The organism is Polynucleobacter sinensis (assembly GCF_001595985.1).
In the GTDB taxonomy this organism is placed as follows: domain Bacteria; phylum Pseudomonadota; class Gammaproteobacteria; order Burkholderiales; family Burkholderiaceae; genus Polynucleobacter; species Polynucleobacter sinensis.
In genome coordinates this window covers 282,440-299,345 of sequence record NZ_LOJJ01000002.1, presented here as the reverse complement: position 1 = coordinate 299,345, position 16,906 = coordinate 282,440, and the positions used below count along the sequence as shown (strand labels likewise).

Here is a 16,906-nt window from a genome sequence, read left to right as displayed (position 1 = left end):
TCTAGATGGATATTTTAGGTTACTCAGGCTTCGGATGGCTTCCATCCACACTTTATTTGCTTCTTTTGATCTTTTTAAGCTCAAGACCGAAGGAAAAAGTCGAGTCTGCTACATTTTCTGGCCTCATTCAGACGGCAATTTTTCTTATTTTGGTGATTCATGGAGTTCAGCTCCATGATTCTGTCTTTACGCCACAAGGCTTCGTGTTTGGGTTTGCTCAGGACCTTTCATTGATAGCTTGGGTGGGCCTGGCTTTTTATTGGTTTCAATCTTGGTTTTTGCCGATTGCTAGCTTGCGTTGGCTTGTTTTATTCTTCGCGCTGATTTGTTCTGCATTGCCAACTTTGTTTTCTGGTACGCTGATTTCTCCAACGGCAGTCTCCGACCCTTGGTTCAAGGGGCATTTTATTGTTGCGACTATTTCTGTGGGGTTGTTGAGTCTGGCGGCGATGCATGCGATGTTAATGAGCGTCCAAGACCGAGCCTTGCATCGTCAGTTAGCCATTCTTCCTAATAGCCGTATTGCCCATTGGCTTGAGGACCTGCCCCCATTGATGACAATGGAAAGCCTATTGTTTAATTTGCTGTACGTCGGCTTTGCGTTATTAAGTTTGACGGTATTTTCGGGACTACTGTTCTCACAGACCTTGTTTGGTAAACCCTTTGTCTTTGATCATAAGACTATCTTTGCCTTAATCTCCTGGTTTTTATTTGCTGGGCTGATCGTTGCTCGCTGGCGTGTCGGTCTTCGCGGACGCGTAGCTGTGCGCTGGGTGCTAAGTGCCTACACTGCTTTGTTATTGGCTTATGTGGGCAGCCGCTTTGTTTTAGAAGTAATTTTGCAGCGAGTGTGACGTCTTGATTAAGTGGCTCTTATTGTTTGCTGGAGCAGCCTTTTTTTATCTGTGGTTAAAGGGTAAGAAACGGGTAAAGCTCGATGCAGAGCGGGCTCCAAAAGAAAAGCAAACCCAGATTCTCGAACCAGAGGTGATGGTGCAATGCCAACATTGCTCGGTGCATTTGCCACAGTCCGAGGCAATTGCTAAAGAAAACCGGTTTTATTGTTCCGAACAACATCTTCAGACGCTAGACCCAAATGGTTGGTTGGGCTCTGCTGTATGGCGAATTTCGCCCAACCAAGACAGTCGAGCAGAGGGTCAAATGCCTGATCTATTGGTGATTCATCACATCAGCCTACCGCCTGGTGACTTTGTAAATCGTCATTGCACCCAATACATCGTAGATTTTTTCCAAAATAAGCTTGATCCATCTTCCCACCCTTATTTTGAAGAGATTGCCGATCAAAAGGTTTCTAGCCATTTTTTGATTTCTCGCAACGGCGATGTATATCAGTTTGTTTCTACCCAAAATAAAGCCTGGCACGCTGGCTTATCCACTTTTCAGGGAAGGGAAAAGTGCAATGATTTTTCTATTGGCATTGAATTAGAGGGTGATAGTGAGCATCCTTTTGAGGAAATTCAGTATCAGGTGCTAGCGAAATTAAGCACCCAACTACAAGCGGTTTATTCAGATCTTCACTTTGCTGGTCACAGTGACATTGCTCCTGGAAGAAAAACAGATCCAGGGATTCAGTTTGATTGGCAAAAGCTACAGTCCAAAAGCAACATTCCTGCTGAGAAATTCCCCTTCGGCTTGCACTCCCGTTAGGGTGAGAAATTAGTATGTGAGCATACGCTCACTTTCTTCCCCTTTAGTTGAAAAGGGCTAAAAAATCCGCACCAAAATAGCCCCTAAATTACTGGAAAACCTAGGAAAAATACTTATAAATATTCATCAGAAATGTCTTACTAATTTCCGAATATTTCCCTATACTTAGTACCAAATGCACTTCGAGACACTAGATGTAGTGTTTGAATATAGCAATACCCCATTGTTTTTTAACGATTTTTTGTCCAAATAACTATATATAAGCAGGAAAAAATATGACATATGCCAACCCTCAGACAGCAGGACAGACTGCCGGCACAAATAACCCAGGAATGAATCCCTCCGAAGCCATGAATCAAACCCCTTCTGCCGGCTTTGTTGCTGGTGGAGTTGGCGGTAATCAAGCTACCCAATTATCTGATTACAAAATTATTCGTCGCAATGGGTCGGTGGTGGCATTTGAGCCATCCAAAATCGCGATTGCGGTAACAAAAGCATTTTTGGCGGTTAATGGCGGTCAAGGCGCTGCTTCTGCACGTGTGCGTGAGCAAGTTGAGCAATTAACTCACTCAGTTGTTCGCGCATTGTTACGTAGCCGTCCAAATGGCGGTACTTTCCACATTGAAGATATTCAAGACCAGGTTGAGCTGGCCTTAATGCGCAGCGGTGAGCATAACGTTGCTCGTGCTTATGTTCTTTATCGTGAAAAGCGTAACCAAGAGCGCGCCACACAACAGGGGATTGCGCAAGAAACTCAAGAGGCTACTCAAACTGGTGAATCTGGTCTCAAGGTGACTGATAACGGTGTGGAGAAGTGGCTAGATATGGCTGCACTACGCACCATCATTGAAGCTGCTTGCGAGGGTTTGGGTACGCATATCGATGCAACTCCGATCATCACTGAAACCATCAAGAATTTGTACGATGGTGTTCCGATGGCGCAAGTGTATGACTCAGCAATCTTGGCATCACGCACATTGATTGAAAAAGATCCTGCGTATAGCCAAGTTACTGCGCGTATTCTGATGCATGTGATTCGTAAAGAAATTTTGGGTCGCGAAGTATTGCAAGGTGACATGCAGGCGGAGTACAGCACTTATTTCGCCAAGTACATCAATGAGGGTATTTCTGCAGAATTGTTGGATCCACGCATGCGTGAATTCGATCTTCCGCGCTTAGCCGCAGCTTTGAATGCAAGCCGTGATTTGCAGTTTAACTATCTTGGTTTGCAAACTTTGTATGACCGTTATTTCTTGCACATTGAGGATCGTCGCATTGAGATGCCGCAAGCATTCTTCATGCGCGTTGCTATGGGCTTGTCTTTAAATGAGTTGGATCGTGAGCGTCGTGCTATCGAGTTCTATGAAATTCTTTCTACATTTGATTTCATGTCCAGTACACCAACCTTGTTTAACTCCGCGACAACACGTCCTCAGTTATCAAGCTGCTACTTAACAACAGTGGATGATGATCTGGATGGCATCTACGAAGCCTTGAAAGAGAATGCGCTCTTATCTAAGTTTGCTGGCGGCTTGGGTAATGACTGGACAAACGTGCGCGCCTTGGGAAGTCATATCAAAGGTACTAACGGTAAATCACAAGGTGTAGTGCCTTTCTTGAAGGTCGTGAACGATACAGCAGTTGCCGTGAACCAAGGTGGTAAGCGTAAAGGTGCAGTTTGTGCCTATCTTGAAACATGGCACTTAGATATTGAAGAGTTCCTCGAGTTGCGTAAGAACACTGGTGATGATCGCCGCCGCACGCATGACATGAATACCTCTAACTGGATTCCTGATTTGTTTATGAAGCGTGTCATGGAGGGTGGCGAATGGACATTATTCTCCCCATCCAATACGCCTGATTTGCATGACAAATACGGCAAGGCTTTTGAAGAGGCGTATGTTGCCTATGAGAAGAAGGCTGATGCAGGTGAGTTGAAACCATTCCGTCGTATTCCTGCGCAACAACTGTGGCGCAAGATGTTGGGTATGTTGTTTGAAACTGGTCACCCATGGATTACCTTCAAAGATCCTTGCAACATCCGTAGTCCACAGCAACATATTGGCGTTGTTCACTCATCTAACCTGTGTACTGAGATTACCCTCAATACTAATGAGAGCGAGATTGCAGTATGTAACTTAGGTTCCGTCAATTTAACCGCGCATATGACTACCGATGCTTCTGGCAAGATGATTTTGGATCACGAAAAGCTCCAAAGAACCATTCGTACTGCAATGCGTATGTTGGATAACGTGATTGACATTAATTACTATGCTGTTGCTAAAGCGCGTAATTCGAACTTGAAGCATCGTCCAGTAGGTATGGGCATTATGGGCTTCCAGGATTGCTTACACATGCAGCGTATCCCATATGCAAGTGAAGAGGCTGTGAAGTTTGCCGATTCTTCTATGGAAGCAGTTTGCTACTACGCATACCAAGCTTCAAATGAGCTGGCTGAAGAGCGTGGCGTGTACAGCACATACAAAGGCTCATTGTGGGATCGCGGCATTCTCCCGCAGGATTCAGTAGCAATGTTGGCTGCAGAGCGTGGTGGTTATGTGGAGGTTGATAATTCCTCTACTATGGATTGGAGTGGTCTGCGCGCCCGTATCAAGCAGCACGGCATGCGCAATTCCAATTGCGTCGCGATTGCTCCAACTGCAACGATTTCAAACATTATTGGTGTTTCAGCTTGTATCGAGCCTACCTTCCAGAACTTATTCGTGAAATCTAATCTCTCTGGTGAGTTCACAGTAGTGAATGAGTATTTGGTTCGCGATTTGAAGGATCGCGGTCTATGGGATGAGGTCATGATTGCCGATTTGAAATACTTTGATGGCACTTTGTCCAAAATTGATCGCGTTCCACAAGATTTGCGTGATTTGTATGCCACCGCATTTGAAGTTGAGCCAAGTTGGTTGGTGGAAGCCGCTTCACGTCGCCAGAAGTGGATTGACCAAGCGCAGTCCCTCAACATCTACATGGCTGGAGCATCTGGTAAGAAGTTGGATGACACGTATAAGTTGGCATGGTTGCGTGGTTTGAAGACAACCTATTACCTCCGCACCATGGCTGCAACCCACGTAGAGAAATCTACTGTAGCTAGCGGCCAGTTGAATTCAGTTTCAAGTGGTGGCGGTGTTAACGGCACTGATGCAGCTGCCGCTGCAGCGCAAGAAGCAGATGGCCCAGTTTGCACAATGCGTCCTGGTGATGCTGGCTTTGAAGAATGTGAAGCATGTCAGTAAGCCATTTGCTTGCTGACTAATAGAAGAGAAGAATTTAGGAGAGAGTTATGTTGAATTGGGAAGAAGAAGTTGCTCCAGCACTAGCGAAAGCTGGTCTTGCACCCCAACCAGTGGCGGTTGAACCACAGCGCCCGCAACCAGATCAAGTGGCGATTGCGCCGCAAGTTGCTGCACCTGCACAAGAGGCACCCGTTTCATCGACAGGCAGTGAAGCGCGTCGTGTCAATGTGGCCGATAAGCGTGTGATTAATGCAAAAACTGACGTAAATCAGTTAGTACCATTTAAATACAAGTGGGCTTGGGAGAAATATTTAGCAGGTTGCGCAAATCATTGGATGCCACAAGAGATCAATATGAATCGCGATATCGCGCTTTGGAAAGATCCAAATGGCTTAACGGAAGATGAGCGTCGTATTATTAAACGCAATCTGGGCTTCTTCACTACAGCCGATTCTTTGGCGGCAAATAATATCGTTTTGGGTACATATCGCCAAATTACAGCTCCAGAGTGCCGTCAATATCTATTACGTCAGGCTTTTGAAGAAGCGATTCATACCCATGCATACCAATATATTGTCGAATCTTTGGGTTTAGATCAGGGTGAGATCTTCAATGCGTATCACGAGATTGAATCAATTCGCGCCAAAGATGAGTTCCTTATTCCATTTATTGACGTTCTAACTGATCCAACATTTAAGACTGGTACTTTAGAAAACGATCAAAAATTACTTCGTTCACTCATTGTTTTTGCTTGCGTGATGGAAGGTTTGTTCTTTTATGTTGGTTTTACGCAAATACTTGCAATGGGTCGTCAAAACAAAATGACGGGTGCTGCTGAGCAGTATCAATACATCCTTCGTGACGAGTCGATGCACTGTAATTTTGGTATCGATTTAATTAATCAAATCAAGCTGGAGAACCCGCAGTTATGGACTTCTGCGTTCAAAGATGAGATTAAATCTATCTTCGAAAAAGCGGTTGAATTAGAGTACCGTTATGCCGAAGATACGATGCCTCGTGGAGTGCTCGGATTGAACGCGCCCATGTTCAAAGGTTACCTAAGATACATCTGTAATCGCAGATGTTTGCAAATAGGACTTGACGCGATGTTCCCAAATGAAGAGAATCCATTCCCATGGATGTCAGAAATGATTGATCTGAAAAAAGAACGAAACTTTTTTGAGACACGCGTTATTGAGTATCAAACCGGTGGTGCGCTAAGTTGGGAGTAGTTATTAGTTAACAGCGCACAGCCGGCTAAATAGGAGATTAGACGGTTGGACAGTTTTAAAAGTCAGCAAAACCAGACTCAAATCCGAAAACCCTTGTCCAAGGGCGTCTGGGCTATTCTCTCTGTTTTTTCCAGCAAATTTAAGAAGCCGTTGCCCTTTGGGGCCACGGCTTTTTTTCCAGGATTCATTAGCGTGCAGCACTTAGCATCAAGCCGCGCGCCGATGAATGGCTCGCTCGTCGTATCCAAACGGTTGCAAAATCAGGCGGAAATGAATGGTCGGGTCTTCTTAATCGGTAGTTTGTACTAATCCTCACGTGAAGGAGCATTACTATGGCAATCGCCAAGAAAAAAGTTGCTGCAAAGAAACCAGCTGCAAAGAAAAAAGTAGCTGCTAAGAAGCCTGCTGCTAAAAAAGCTGCTGCTAAGAAGCCTGCTGCTAAAAAAGTAGCTAAGAAGCGTCCTGCTGCTAAAAAAGCTGCTGCTAAGAAGCCTGCTGCTAAAAAAGTAGCTAAGAAGCGTCCTGCTGCTAAAAAAGCTGCTGCTAAAAAGCGTCCAGCTGCAAAAAAAAAGTAAGTAAGCCTGCTGCGAAGAAAGCGGGCAAAGCTGTAAAAAAGCCCGTGGCTAAAAAAGCTGCCGCTTCAACTACGTTGAATCCAGCCGCTGCTTGGCCCTTCCCAACTGGCACACGTCCTTAAGCTCTGCTTATAGACGGGTGAAGTTCAAAGGGATCTCTCACGAGATCCCTTTTTTATTGCCTATCTCTCAAATGGATTGTTTTTAGAGCGCAAACCCAAAAGCGGATTTAAATTGGGTGGCAATCTCTTCTTTGCTGATTTGATGATTTTGTGGTCCCTGATGGGTGATTTTGATCGAACCCATCAAGCTGGCGAGACGACCGGTAGTTTCCCAATCCATGCCGTTTTCAAGTCCAAACAGTAATCCACCGCGGAATGCATCACCGCAACCGGTTGGATCAACTACTTTTGCCGCTGGGACGGGCGGAATTGCGATGCATTTACCTTCAAAGTAGATATCTGCGCCCTCAGCTCCCTTGGTGACGATTAAGGCCTTCACTCTTTCAGCTACTTTTGCCAAGCTTAGGCCCGTTCTTTGGGAAAGCATTTCGCCTTCATAGTCATTGACGGCTAAATAACTGGCCATTTCAACGAGCTCCAATAATTCGGAACCATTAAACATGGGTAAGCCTTGGCCTGGATCAAACACAAATGGAATACCTGCTTGCGCTAGTTGATGGCAATGTTCCCACATACCTTGGCGGCCATCTGGCGCAACAATTCCAAACTTTGCGGCGCCTTTTCCATTCTTGCTACGCTCTGCTATTACTGCAGATACTTGGTTGAGGTGAGATTCACCCATTGCTCCAGGGTGAAAGGCAGTAATTTGATTATTTGCTTGATCGGTTGTGATCATGGCTTGAGCTGTGAATGCTTGCTCAATTTGGCGAATATGCGTTGCATCAATCTTGAGTTCTTGAAGTCGGTTGAAGTAAGGTGCTGCATCGCCGCCTACAGTAGCCATGATGATGGGGTCGCCACCAAGCAAGCTAAGGTTATAAGCAATATTCCCGGCGCAGCCACCAAATTCGCGGCGCATCGTTGGAACCAGGAAGGCGACATTCAAAATATGAATTTGCTCGGGCAGAATCTGATCGGCAAATTTGCCCTCAAAGTTCATGATGGTGTCGTAAGCGATAGAGCCGCAGATCAAACTGGCCATAAATTGTGACTTTCTAATAAAAAAATGAAATGAAGTTGCTAATGAAGTGTTTTTTAGGGATAAAAAATTCTGACACGGTAGCCTGCAGCATTTTGCGGGAGTAAAAGCTTGAGTTCCGATTGAAATATTTCACCTGAGGGTGCGCCTTGGCGTAAAAAATCAGGATTGGCCTCTTTCCAGATATTTGGTAACCACTCATCAGGGGCAAGTTGAATGATTTTGATCTCAGATTCGTCGGTATCTGTGAGGGAAATTTCTAAATTTGGGAATAAAACGGGAATTGCTAGGCGATTTTGTATTTCAACTTGCAGCGTTGATTGATTTGAAGCGTTTTTAAGGGCCTCTCGCGCGTTTTCAGGTGCAAGAGTGACCGCAGTTATTTTCCACGCGGAAAAATCGCTTACAGGGCGATTGATGCACCCTAGTGCGTGACAAAGTTTTTCATCTAGTTTCTGCAAAAGTGCAAAAGCAGTTGTTGCCATTGAATGAGAACTGCCATCAACACGTGTGGCAAGCATTGGTAATAGAGAGTTTCTGGATAGATGCTCACCAAAAATAAGGAGCACTAAGAAAAATAGACTCAGGAGAATGAATTTAAGACTTTTTTTTTGAGCCGGCACAGGGGAGTTTGTGCTTTTAGTTGCTTTCTGATCTTGATCTCTATCGATCGTTAAGGTGCCATGCAGACATACCCAGCCTTCACTCTCTTTCCAAACGGAGAGCTTGAGCCATTGGCTATAGGTTTCGATTACCTCTTCAGCTTGTCGTGCGAGCACTCCAGACAGCACAATTTTTCCACCAGGGCGCATCTTATTGACCAGGGCGGGTGCAAGCACTTGCAGTGGGTTGGCCAAAATATTTGCCATCACGATGTCGTATTTAGTTTCTGCTGCAAGTTCTGGCGCATTCTCATTGGGCAATACAAAACGAATCACTGTGTGATTGATTTCGGCATTGCTCCGCGCTGCAACCATCGCTTGGGGATCAATATCAGTTCCAACTACGGGATTGCAGCCTAATTTCGCAGCAGCAATAGCCAAAATTCCAGATCCGCAACCGTAATCAAGTAGGCTTTGATTTTGTAGTTGGGTATTTTGTTCCAGCCAAAGCAAGCAAAGGTGGGTAGTTGGGTGGCTACCGGTACCAAAGGCAAGCCCAGGATCTACTGCCAAACAAATAGCATTGGGATCAGTCGGCGCTTCATGCCATGACGGTACTACCCAAATACGTTCACCAATTTGAATTGGTGCAAATTGACTTTGGGTTAAGCGCACCCAATCTTGCTCTTCAACAATCTTCTCTTGAGGCTTGGGGAGATGAAATCCAAGTTCTTTGAGGCTAGTCAGTAGCTCTGAAACAAAATTCTCGGCATCAGAGTCGTCAACTTCAGGGTTGAAAAGCGCGGTAACAGCGGAGCGATCCCAAGCTTGCACCTCTGGAGAGAGGCCTGGTTCACCATAGAGCGGGTTCTCATCGTAACCACCAGCGGCATCGTCTTCTACTGTGACTGAAAGGGCGCCCACCTCCAACAACGCATCACCTAGGGGCTCTGCGATTTCAGCAGGTACCGTGAAAACGAGTTCACGATAGGACATGCGTGCTCAGTATCTGCATTAATGGATCGGAGTCTTAGGGTTTGCCGCGACTTGCAGCTTGCTCTTCAAGACGATGCTCTAGGTAATGAATGCTGGTGCCGCCTTCAATGAAGTTGGGATCAAGCATGAGTTCGCGATGTAGCGGAACATTGGTAGTAATTCCATCAATCACCATCTCAGAGAGTGCAATTTGCATGCGGCGAATCGCTTGCTCTCGGGTATTGCCATAAGAAATCAACTTGCCAATCATGGAGTCATAGTTAGATGGAACCATGTAGCCGCTATAAGCATGCGAGTCGACTCGAATGCCAGGTCCTCCCGGCATATGGAATGAACCAATACGACCTGGGCTTGGCGTGAACTTAAAAGGGTCTTCCGCATTGAGGCGACACTCAATAGCGTGGCCACGGAAAACGATATCTTTTTGGCGGTAGCTCAACTTCAAGCCAGCTGCGATACGAATTTGTTCTTGCACAATATCGACGCCAGTAATCATTTCTGTCACTGGATGCTCAACTTGAACTCGGGTATTCATCTCAATAAAGAAGAATTCACCATCCTCATAAAGGAATTCAAAGGTACCAGCGCCACGATAGCCAATTTTTCTGCAGGCTTCAGCGCAACGCTCACCAATTTTGGCAATTAAACGACGATCAATGCCTGGTGCTGGAGCTTCTTCAATTACTTTTTGGTGGCGACGCTGCATGGAGCAATCGCGCTCACCGAGCCAAATGGCATTACCATGAGTGTCTGCCAAGATTTGAATTTCTACATGGCGAGGCTTCTCTAAAAACTTCTCCATATAGACTTCTGGGTTACCAAAAGCGCGACCGGCTTCTTCTTTGGTCATGTTGACAGCATTCAGGAGGGCGGCTTCAGTATGTACGACACGCATTCCTCGTCCACCACCACCTCCGGCGGCTTTAATAATGACTGGATAGCCAACCCGTTTTGCAGTAGCAATAATTTCTTTAGGATTATCTGGCAGAGCGCCTTCAGATCCTGGAACGCAGGGTACGCCAGCCTTGATCATGGCGCGCTTGGCCGAAACCTTGTCGCCCATGAGGCGGATAGACGCGGCAGTTGGACCAATAAAAGCAAAGCCAGACTTTTCTACACGTTCTGCAAAGTCAGCATTCTCAGAGAGAAAACCATAGCCTGGGTGAATCGCCTCAGCATCAGTGACTTCAGCCGCAGAAATAATAGCGGGCATATTGAGATAGCTCAATGGCGATGGCGCAGGCCCAATACAGACAGCCTCGTCTGCGAGCTTGACGTACTTCGCTTCCTTATCTGCTGTGGAGTACACCACTACAGTTTTAATTCCCAACTCGCGACATGCGCGTTGGATGCGGAGAGCAATTTCTCCGCGATTGGCAATCAGAATCTTATCGAACATGTCGGCTCTGAGTTAAGTGGTAACGGTGGAGTGGAGTGGTACTAGCAAAATTGATTAAAGATCAATTAAGCGATGATGAAAAGTGGCTGATCAAATTCAACGCCTTGACCGTTTTCACAGAGAATTTGCTTAATGACACCATCTTTTTCAGATTCAATCTCATTGAGAAGCTTCATGGCTTCAATAATGCACAGTGTCTGACCTACTTTTACAGTGTCACCAACATTGACGAAGTTAGGAGACTCTGGGTTTGGTGCGCGATAAAAAGTGCCTACCATTGGTGAGCGCGCCACAAATCCACTTTCGGCCGGCGCTTCCTCGGTTGCTGGAGCGGTTGCTACTGGTGCAGCATTTACCGCAGGGGCTGCTTGCGCTGGTGCTGGGGCGGCGGCATACACTACCTGCCCAGCGGGCGCAGATGAACCTGCATTCACAATGCGAACACGGTCTTCACCTTCATTCACCTCTAATTCAGAGATGCCTGATTCGGAAACTAGGTCGATGAGTGTTTTGAGTTTTCTGAGATCCATGGAAAGTGTCCCTTTCTAGTAATTCTTAATTAATTATTTATTTATGCAAGCGAGCAATTGCCGCTTGTAGAGCTAATTCATAGCCAATTGCACCTAATCCGCAAATCACTCCAGTCGCAATGTCTGATAGGTAGGAATGCTTGCGGAATTCTTCACGTTGATGAATATTGGATAGGTGAATTTCAGTGAATGGAATGGCAACTCCCGCCAGGGCATCACGAAGAGCGACGCTAGTATGAGTAAAAGCACCCGGATTGATGATGATGAAATCCACCCCATCTTGTTTTGCCTTCTGAATGCGGTCAATAAGCTCACCCTCATGATTGCTTTGGAAAGTAGATAGATCAACCGATTGGGCCTTGGCGATTGCGCCAAGTTTTGTATGAATATCTTCTAGGGTAGTTTTGCCGTAAACCTCTGGTTCACGAGTCCCTAGTAGATTGAGGTTTGGGCCTTGAATTACGAGAATTGAAGTATTTTTCGACATAGATCGATATTTTTAGAGGCAGTTAGGTTTAAATAGGTAAATAAAGCTTTTTCTCTAAAACTGCTTACTTCATGAAATAAATTCTTCACCAAGCACGAGAGAAGTATACCTCTAGAAGTTTTTGGAGAGGCCGGAAATAGAGATCAAATTGCCCAAATTTGATGCTTTTAACAGCAAATACGTAAAAATACAGCCTAAAAATGGGTTATTTATGGGGTGCCAGAAAATTTTTATTGCACATAAAATCTCTTATAAAGCTGCTTTAATCGCTTTTCTAAGCTCATCTTCGCTTATCTTCCCTAATTTACTGCTAGTAGACTTTCCTCTTGCATCAATGATGATGGTGTAGGGCAATGCTCCCTGGGTGTTCCCCATTTGCTTTGAGAGACTGCTGCCCTCAAGTCCACCAATGACGATTGGGTAGGAAACGGGGGTATTTTCGAGAAATTGGCGAATATTAGAGGGTGAATCGATGCCAATGCCAACAAATAGCACATTTTGTGCAGAGAATTCTTGTTGTAATTTATCTAAAGTAGGCATTTCTTCAACACAAGGAGGGCACCAGGAGGCCCAAAAGTTCACAACGAGGACTTTTCCACGCCAAGCCTCGGCATTGACTGATTTTCCATCGGGTGTTTTCCAGTCATTTGAAAAAAAAGCTTTAATCGCGGGATCGTTTGCAAGGCCAGTTCTGTAGATCCACTGTGATGTGAGGATGCCTAATATCAGGGCTACTACGCTAATTCCAGAGATATAAATCCACTGTCTTCGATTCATTGCAGCTCCTTAGCTAAAATTCCCCAATGCATATTCATATCTTGGGCATTTGCGGTACTTTCATGGGCGGCATTGCCGCAATCGCTCGGCAGGCCGGACATCGCGTTACTGGCTGTGATGCCAACGTTTATCCACCAATGAGTACTCAACTTGAGGCGCAAGGCATCAAACTCATTGAGGGATTCTCGCCAGATCAATTATTACAGTTTGAGACGATGCCTGATTTATTTGTGATCGGTAATGTGGTTTCAAGAGGCAATCCTTTAATGGAGGCCATTCTTAATCAAGGCTTGTCTTATATTTCTGGTCCGCAATGGTTAGGTGAGCAAGTCTTATACGGTCGACATGTTCTGGCGGTGGCTGGCACTCACGGAAAGACAACCACTTCAGCCATGCTGACTTGGATTCTGGAATTTAATGGATACAAGCCGGGCTATCTGATTGGTGGCGTGCCACTCAATTTCACGGTATCCGCACGTTTGGGTGAGGGGCAGTATTTTGTGATCGAGGCTGATGAATACGACACTGCGTTCTTTGATAAGCGCAGTAAGTTTGTTCACTATCGACCACGTACAGCCTTGCTAAACAATCTAGAGTTTGATCACGCCGATATTTTTGCGGATTTGGCTGCAATCGAAACTCAGTTTCATCATCTCGTGCGTACCGTTCCAGGCGATGGCCTATTGGTTGTAAATGGTGAAGAGAGCGCATTGGAGCGAGTGATTGCGTGCGGTGCATGGGCGCCCGTTGAGACATTTGGTCACGATGCAAAAAATGCTTGGTCTCTCATTTCTCAAGCGGGTGATGGTTTTACTGTTCTGAAGGATGGCCATGAGGTAGCGACAGTCGAGTGGGCATTCGATTCGGGAGTGATGGGTCGACACAATCAACTTAATGCATTGGCGGCGATTGCTTGTGCAAATCACATCGGTATTTCTCCGGTCGATGCGGCACGCGCTTTAGCGGAATTTAAAAATGTGAAGCGGCGCTTAGAAACGATTGGTTTTGCCAATGGCATCACGGTTTATGATGATTTTGCGCATCACCCAACTGCTATTACTACTACGGTAGATGGCTTGCGACGTCGCATTGGAAAAGCGCGTATCTTGGCGGTGCTTGAGCCACGTTCGAATACGATGAAGTTGGGTGTGATGAAAGCGCAACTCCCTGGCAGCTTAGAGGCGGCAGATCAGATCTTTGCCTATGGGGCTAGTGCTGGCAAGGAATCCTTAGGCTGGGATTTAAGCGAGGTTTTGTTACCGCTTAATGCAAAACAAAAAGATCGTGCTATGGCTTTTGATGATTTAAATACGCTGGTAAAGGCGGTTGCTCAGGAAGCAAAACCAGGCGACCATATTTTAGTGATGAGTAATGGCGGGTTTGGTGGCGTTCATCAGAAGATATTGACGGCAATTCAAGACAGGGCAAAGTGATTACATGAGATTAAAAGATAAGGTAGCCATCATTACTGGCGCGGCAAAAGGCATTGGTTTTGCAACAGCGAAACGTTTTGCACAGGAGGGCGCAAAAGTCATGATTGCCGACATCAATCCTGCCGCAGTCAAAGCTGCGGTTGAGCTTATCCCGGGCTCTGAATCCTATGTGATGAATGTCACTGATCGCGCGAGCATTGAAGCGGCAGTTGATCAAATCATACAACGTCATGGGCGAATTGATATCTTGATTAACAATGCGGGGATCACCCAAGATGCGCGCTTAATCAAAATGACAGAAGCGCAGTTTGATAGTGTCATCGACGTCAATCTCAAAGGTGTTTTTAATTGCACTCAGCTAGTTGTCCCTCATATGTTAGAGGCAGGTAAGGGTTCGGTGGTTAATGCCTCAAGTGTTGTTGGGATTTATGGAAACTTTGGCCAAACCAATTATTCCGCTACCAAGTTTGGCGTGATTGGTTTCACAAAAACTTGGGCGCGTGAATTAGGTGCAAAAGGGATTCGTGTGAATGCAGTTTGCCCAGGATTTATCGCTACTGAGATGGTCAAAGCGATGCCTGAAAATATTTTGCAAGATATCGAAAAGCGTAGCTGGCTAGGTCGCTTGGGTACGCCCGAAGAGATGGCTAATGTGTACTTATTCTTAGCTAGCGATGAAGCGAGTTATGTGAATGGCGTTGCACTTGAGGCCAGCGGCGGGATCTCTCTCTAAGAATGCATCTTTTATATGAAGAGGGTGGTGACATCAAGGTTGCCACGGTCCAGTCTGCCTCAGGCTCTGGAGATACTGAGTCATGGCAAGCGACTAGCTTATCCGGCAAGAAGATCAAGTTAAAGGCTAAAGAGGTTTGGTTGCGCTTTGAAAAGCCAGAGCCACAAGCTTTAATGGACGAAGCGAGCGCCTTATCGAAGGAAATCGATCTGCAATTCTTATGGGACTGTGCCCCTGATGAAGAATTTGGTTTGATTGATGTTGCTCATGAGTATTTTGGTGATCAGGTGACGATTGCCCAGCAGACGGCATTGGCCATTGCCTTGCAGGGCGCACCAGTATTTTTTCGTCGCAAAGGGCGTGGACGTTTTCAACGTGCACCACTAGAGCAGTTACAAGCTGGGCTTGCCGCATTAGAGCGCAAGCAAAAAGAACTAGAGCAACAAGCCATCTGGCAACAAGAGTTAGTGGCAGGAAGGTTTCCAGAAGTCTTACAGTCACAAGCAAATCAGTTGTTATTTTCCCCAGATAAAAATACATCGGCTTATAAAGCTTTAATTGCGGCTTGCACGCAGTCAGGGGAATCGTCTGCGCAATTAATGATTCGTTGTGGAGCAATTGATTCGCCATTGGATTACCACCAGGGAATGTTTTTAAAGTCGCATTTCCCCCGCGGATCAGCTCACCAAGATGGTTTGGCGGTAGAGCAGGCGGTGTTAGATGCCGCCATTTCAGAATTACCTTTGGCTAAGGTGCTTGCATTCTCCATTGATGATTCTGGGACAACAGAAATTGATGATGCCTTATCCGTCACGACCCTTGAAGACGGTGGGTATCGCATCGGTATTCATATTGCAGCTCCTGGTTTAGCGATAGAAAAAGATGATGCTTTAGATCGCGTTGCTCGAGAGCGTATGTCAACGGTATATTTTCCTGGCGACAAGATTACGATGTTGCCAGATGCTGTCATTCAGCAATTCTCTTTAGATGAGGGTGCGGCTCGTCCCGCTTTATCTATTTATGTTGACATCGATGACTTGGGAAATATCAATAAGGACTCTCTGCAATTGCGTGCAGAGCTCGTTCCTATGAGTGCCAATCTTCGTTTAGAGCACTTAGAAGATAAAGTTACAGAAGAAAGTCTAGTCAACGAGCTTTCTGACTTCGCCTTTCATCGAGAGTTGGGTATCTTGTGGATGGCTGCTAAGCGATTGCATGCGAGCCGCCAGGAGCAGCGGGTTGCTAATGGACTCCGTGCAGAGCAGCTAGGAGTAATCGACCCTAATGCTTTGGCGAGAGATTTTCATTTTCAAATTCAAGAGCTTGATGGTGTAGAACGTGTTGAGATTACACCTCGTCAACGAGGCTCTATTTTGGATACGATCGTTGCTGAATGGATGATTTACTGCAACAGCGCATCCGGGCGATTGCTAGCGGACCATGGTTTGCCAGGCCTTTTCCGGACCCAAAAAGGTTGGGGGCCGCTACGTACGCGTATGCAAACTACCCCGGGGCCTCATGAAGGCTTAGGTCTAGATTACTACGCTTGGTGTACGTCTCCGCTGCGTCGCTATTCTGATTTGGTAAATCAATGGCAGTTAATTGCCCTAGCTAAGCATGGCATCACCGCAAAGATGGTTGCACCATTTCCGCCACGCGATGCTAGCCTAATGGGAATTGCTGCTGACTTTGAGGCTTGCTACCAAGCGTATGGCGAGTATCAAGATCGACTTGAAAAATATTGGTGTCTACGTTGGATTTCACAAGATACATTACCAAAGCAGGTATTCGTTAGACATCTTAAAGAGGGAAGCTCCAGAGTCGAGCCTATTCCTTTGCATTTACCCGTGCCAGAGTTGGCTACTCATCCGCGCATGACGCGTGCTCAAGTGAGTATCTCGGATGTCGATCTTTTGCAATTAAGTGCCGCGGTAAGAGTGCTTCAGATAGAAACCCCGGAAGTGATTGAGAGTGATGGAACTCCCACCTAAACTGGTTCGGTCTCAAGAATATTTGCGGAAGACTTGGCGACGCTACCCGTTTCGTTTCGCTTTATGCGTTTCGA

At 46.0% G+C, this 16,906-nt stretch carries 13 protein-coding genes and 2 pseudogenes; 8 read left to right on the top strand and 7 right to left on the bottom strand.

All coding sequences use genetic code 11. From position 1 onward, the window contains the following. The first annotated feature begins 5 nt into the window (after window positions 1-5). From AOB49_RS03625 to AOB49_RS03600, 5 genes and pseudogenes are all read left to right on the top strand, one after another. Window positions 6-854, top strand: coding sequence for a cytochrome C assembly family protein (locus AOB49_RS03625; protein WP_062308027.1), 849 nt, complete (start codon window positions 6-8; stop codon window positions 852-854). 4 nt (window positions 855-858) lie between these two features. After that, entirely contained in the window at window positions 859-1,668 is an 810-nt protein-coding gene (ampD, locus tag AOB49_RS03620; RefSeq protein ID WP_245640602.1) for a 1,6-anhydro-N-acetylmuramyl-L-alanine amidase AmpD, read from the top strand. A 275-nt stretch (window positions 1,669-1,943) separates the two neighbouring features. Beyond that, window positions 1,944-4,916, top strand: coding sequence for a ribonucleoside-diphosphate reductase subunit alpha (locus tag AOB49_RS03615; RefSeq protein ID WP_062308025.1), 2,973 nt, complete (start codon window positions 1,944-1,946; stop codon window positions 4,914-4,916). 47 nt (window positions 4,917-4,963) lie between these two features. Next, on the top strand, window positions 4,964-6,148 hold the full coding sequence (locus AOB49_RS03610; protein WP_062308022.1) for a ribonucleotide-diphosphate reductase subunit beta: 1,185 nt from the start codon (window positions 4,964-4,966) through the stop codon (window positions 6,146-6,148). A gap of 341 nt (window positions 6,149-6,489) precedes the next feature. After that, window positions 6,490-6,845, top strand: a pseudogene (locus tag AOB49_RS03600) (histone); the annotation flags it as partial. 82 nt (window positions 6,846-6,927) lie between these two features. Here the strand turns inward: AOB49_RS03600 and AOB49_RS03595 are convergent. The 7 genes and pseudogenes from AOB49_RS03595 to AOB49_RS03570 all read right to left on the bottom strand — a co-directional run bounded on the left by AOB49_RS03595 (window position 6,928) and on the right by AOB49_RS03570 (window position 12,675). Continuing rightward, window positions 6,928-7,887, bottom strand: a complete 960-nt coding sequence (locus tag AOB49_RS03595; RefSeq protein WP_062308017.1) for a carbohydrate kinase family protein — start codon at window positions 7,885-7,887, stop codon at window positions 6,928-6,930. A gap of 53 nt (window positions 7,888-7,940) precedes the next feature. Further along, window positions 7,941-8,369 (bottom strand): DUF3426 domain-containing protein, encoded by a 429-nt coding sequence (locus tag AOB49_RS12265; RefSeq protein ID WP_245640606.1) that lies wholly within the window; start codon window positions 8,367-8,369, stop codon window positions 7,941-7,943. A gap of 192 nt (window positions 8,370-8,561) precedes the next feature. Continuing rightward, window positions 8,562-9,482 (bottom strand): annotated as a pseudogene (gene prmA, locus AOB49_RS12260) (50S ribosomal protein L11 methyltransferase); the annotation flags it as partial. Between the two features lie 34 nt (window positions 9,483-9,516). Next, window positions 9,517-10,881: an acetyl-CoA carboxylase biotin carboxylase subunit gene (gene accC / locus AOB49_RS03585; RefSeq protein WP_062308011.1), complete on the bottom strand. Its 1,365-nt coding sequence runs from the start codon at window positions 10,879-10,881 to the stop codon at window positions 9,517-9,519. A 65-nt stretch (window positions 10,882-10,946) separates the two neighbouring features. Then, a complete protein-coding gene (accB, locus tag AOB49_RS03580) occupies window positions 10,947-11,411 on the bottom strand; it encodes an acetyl-CoA carboxylase biotin carboxyl carrier protein (RefSeq protein WP_062308009.1) in 465 nt (154 codons plus the stop codon). 37 nt (window positions 11,412-11,448) lie between these two features. Further along, window positions 11,449-11,898, bottom strand: coding sequence for a type II 3-dehydroquinate dehydratase (gene aroQ, locus AOB49_RS03575; RefSeq protein WP_062308006.1), 450 nt, complete (start codon window positions 11,896-11,898; stop codon window positions 11,449-11,451). 249 nt (window positions 11,899-12,147) lie between these two features. Next, window positions 12,148-12,675: a TlpA family protein disulfide reductase gene (locus tag AOB49_RS03570; protein WP_062308004.1), complete on the bottom strand. Its 528-nt coding sequence runs from the start codon at window positions 12,673-12,675 to the stop codon at window positions 12,148-12,150. A 26-nt stretch (window positions 12,676-12,701) separates the two neighbouring features. Between AOB49_RS03570 and mpl the strand changes: the two genes are divergently transcribed. The 3 genes from mpl to AOB49_RS03555 are packed head-to-tail and all read left to right on the top strand — an operon-like array spanning window position 12,702 to window position 16,832. Beyond that, the gene (gene mpl, locus AOB49_RS03565; protein WP_062308002.1) at window positions 12,702-14,108 is read left to right on the top strand and encodes a UDP-N-acetylmuramate:L-alanyl-gamma-D-glutamyl-meso-diaminopimelate ligase; all 1,407 of its coding nucleotides are present in this window, start codon (window positions 12,702-12,704) and stop codon (window positions 14,106-14,108) included. Between the two features lie 4 nt (window positions 14,109-14,112). Further along, complete coding sequence (fabG, locus tag AOB49_RS03560) at window positions 14,113-14,841, top strand: 3-oxoacyl-ACP reductase FabG (RefSeq protein WP_062307999.1); 729 nt, start codon at window positions 14,113-14,115, stop codon at window positions 14,839-14,841. A gap of 2 nt (window positions 14,842-14,843) precedes the next feature. Next, the gene (locus AOB49_RS03555; protein WP_062307997.1) at window positions 14,844-16,832 is read left to right on the top strand and encodes a ribonuclease catalytic domain-containing protein; all 1,989 of its coding nucleotides are present in this window, start codon (window positions 14,844-14,846) and stop codon (window positions 16,830-16,832) included. Window positions 16,833-16,906 lie beyond the last annotated feature (74 nt).